The 3,081-nt window shown below is 36.1% G+C and carries 3 protein-coding genes and 1 pseudogene; all 4 read left to right on the top strand.

The window, feature by feature from the left end:
• The first annotated feature begins 191 nt into the window (after nt 1–191).
• Nucleotides 192–434 carry a hypothetical protein gene (locus DFO73_RS28160; protein ID WP_110067957.1) on the top strand — a complete coding sequence of 81 codons (243 nt, stop codon included), beginning with the start codon at nt 192–194 and terminating at the stop codon, nt 432–434.
• A 130-nt stretch (nt 435–564) separates the two neighbouring features.
• Nucleotides 565–690: pseudogene (locus DFO73_RS28155) on the top strand (cyclase); the annotation flags it as partial.
• A gap of 286 nt (nt 691–976) precedes the next feature.
• Nucleotides 977–1,480: an RNA polymerase sigma factor gene (locus tag DFO73_RS28150; RefSeq protein WP_110067956.1), complete on the top strand. Its 504-nt coding sequence runs from the start codon at nt 977–979 to the stop codon at nt 1,478–1,480.
• Nucleotides 1,470–2,378 (top strand): anti sigma factor C-terminal domain-containing protein, encoded by a 909-nt coding sequence (locus DFO73_RS28145; RefSeq protein ID WP_219993457.1) that lies wholly within the window; start codon nt 1,470–1,472, stop codon nt 2,376–2,378. The genes DFO73_RS28150 and DFO73_RS28145 overlap by 11 nt, the downstream gene beginning before the upstream one ends.
• Nucleotides 2,379–3,081 lie beyond the last annotated feature (703 nt).

The raw sequence follows: 3,081 nt of genomic DNA, 5'->3' as shown, positions 1-3,081 counted from the left end.
AATCCATATCGTTTGGAATTTAATTGCTTCTTCAGTTCAAATTTTTTTATAGTACAGATGCAAAGAAATATTTTAGGGTGTTTATGTTCAAGATCGGCTGCTGAGCCAGGTGGCATTTTCTTTTTGCACAAACGGGTAGGTTAGTTCAACAAGGTGATGTGAATAAATCCAAATGTAAGAGGAGGATTAAAATGGAGTATCTATATAAAGTTGCCTGGTGTCCAATTTGCTCTCAGGGCTGGATAGAGATAGTTAAGGATGTTGAAACCAAAGAGCTTTTTTTAATGTGCGAGGAATGCCTTAGTGAGTGGGAGCATCCTAATAATGTTACTGTCAAAAATGTAATATCGGAAATTAATGATAACCAGGTAACTGCACCAACCCACAAAGAGATTAGAAGTGCCGACTGGGAGAAATATATTATTAAAGAGTAAGACTTATTTCCCTAAGCAAGGTGGAATTTGTTTTTGAATAAACGGGGCAGATTAGCTCAAGAAGGTTATTGTTTCATTCAACAAGAAAATATATAATATCGACCCGAAACTAATATGAGGTGGATTTAAAATGGATAAAAGAGTTAAATTCAACTTTGAAATCGAGTTTACTAATGGCGGTGGAGTACAAGGGCAGGATTTTTGTCTTGATATTGATGGAGATGACATTACTAATGAAGAGTTAGCGAAATATCTCTTTTCGCAAGAATTATTGTAAATGTCCGAACCTTTGAAAATCGCAAACATAAAAAATCCATCAGTCAACCTCCATTTTTTATTTTATAAGAGAGAGGAAATCTTAAATTTCAATCGTGGAACACTACTACTTCTTCAGGCATATGGCTTTGGAAAGCAAAGTGAGCTTTAAATGGTTGCATCTTTTCAGAAAGAAATGCAGTTTTTCTTATAATAAAATATTTTTCTCCTAAACTTTAATAACTTTTTTAACACTTAAACGTCTTATAAACATAGGGGGAGGGAGAATGGGAGAACCATTAAATAATGAAGTCCTAAACAGAGAACTTAATATTGTTTTTCGATACCTGGTTAAAAAAGGAGTGCCCCACCTAGACGCTCAAGACGCAGTGCAAGAAACAGCATTCAAATACCTTAAATATGCTGATTCTATTCGTTCCTCTAAAGTGCGAAGTTGGTTAATTCGAGTCGCATTGAATTATTACTATGATCAATGCCGAAAAAATAAAAAATACATATTAAACTTAGAGGAAGAAATGGTTGGGAACCAAATCGAAGAACTTCCAGAACTTATTATTCTAGCCAAAGAGAGTGCAGAGGAATTTAGTAGATTACTTACTAGTCTGAAACCACTTTATTCAGAACTTCTTCTGTTAAAGTATGAGTCAGATTTATCATATGGTGAAATCTCTCAACTGCTAGGTATAAGTACGAGTTCGGTAAAATCGAATTTATTTCGAGCTAGAAAGAGTTTATTAAAATGTATTGAGGAGGCTCATGATGAACGATAAAAAGAATTCCAAACAAACCTCAGAAATAGATTTTTTAAGCGATTCTTTATTCCAACGATCCATAAAAAAAGCAAGATGGAAACAATTCGGTTTATACACCCTTATTTCTATCGTTACAGTGATTGGTTGTATTGTCATCATTCATCTTGGGACACAGTATCTCATAACTAAAAAGATACAAGAGGATAATCTGCAACACCAGGCTAACGTTCGTGGTGGAGAACCAGTAAAAGGGGCAGGTTATACTAATAGAAGTACAAGGTATCATTACAACATTTTTAGTGCAGTGGGTGAAACAATCTATTATAAACGAATAGGGAATAGGCAATTCGTTTGGGACACAGAGACGAAGAAATATCCTGCAATTGGGAAAGTAGAAGTGATAGATCGTGGGAGTGGAGTGACTGAAATCAATCAAATGGATAAAGAGGCAAAAAGGGTTGTTCGGTACAATCAACTAAATAATGAACGGATCATTGATTTTTATTATTCGAATATAAACTATACCTTTTTACCACAGGAGTTAGAGATAGCTGCAGGGTTAGATGAAAATAAGTTAATCGAGGTTGCTATTTCCTTTTATGAACCGATGACACTAAGTGATTTAGGTGAGGTATTAGGATATAAGAATGTGGATTGGTTATGGGTCAATACAAAAACGAAGAAACAAATGGAAAAAATAGAAGGTATGCAAGGATCTGATTCAGTAAAAGTTGTAAATGGGGATAATGCATATGGTTTTGGAGTTTCAGAAGAATATCCATACTCTGATTTTCAAATGCAAAATACACTAATTAGCGGAGCCGTAATTAGTGGGACACCTAAGGAGTTGGAAAGATTTCTGAATTTAAATATTATTAGATCCTCTGTGATAGGTGCAACAATTGATAAATATTAGAATTAGAATTCTGAGGTGGCAAGGTTGAATAAGTCCTTGCAGTTATCTTCAACAATGGGTGCTTAAATTCAAAATCAGCTGCCGAATAGGCGGCTTTTTTGTGTGTGCCAGGCATGGCAACTATCTAGGTGGTGAAAGTCCACTGTGGGGGTACACATCGACCAACCACTAAGGAAGCGCAAGGTGCTTATCGCGAGGTAAGGGCTGGAGGAAGTGTGGAATAAAATCTTGGCTCGACGAACAGAAATCTGATACTAAGGCTTTATAAAGGGATGAGGCTCCACAACAAGTCAAAGTCCAAAAAGATGTGCGTAGCTTTATAGGGTAAATCAGGCGAGTAAAAGAGGAAAGATAGTTGTCTTACCCTGGGAGGTCTTGCGGATGTACAGAAGTACAGTCGAAAAAGGTTAGTCGCAAGAAGTCAGCAGAAGCCATAGTAATGAAATAAATTCATGAAGGGCTGAACAATTTATAGTGTTTCAACACCACGAATGCGTGAGTGACGAACTCCGAATGTGTTTATGGTAAAAGTATGAGCGTATCTCAAAGGATAACCAAAATGGAGCTATCACTTACTACGTGAGAGGGAAGGAGAAACGAGTGTGGAACTTTTAGAACAGATTCTAAGTAATCAAAATATGAATGAAGCTTATTTACGTGTCTATAAAAATAAAGGTACAAGTGGGGGCGATGGAGTAACAGT

The sequence above is a fragment of the Cytobacillus oceanisediminis genome, assembly GCF_003182355.1.
GTDB classification, from domain to species: domain Bacteria; phylum Bacillota; class Bacilli; order Bacillales; family Cytobacillaceae; genus Cytobacillus; species Cytobacillus oceanisediminis_A.
The sequence above is the reverse complement of the archived record's forward strand: the minus strand, read 5'-3'. Positions and strand labels throughout refer to the sequence as shown.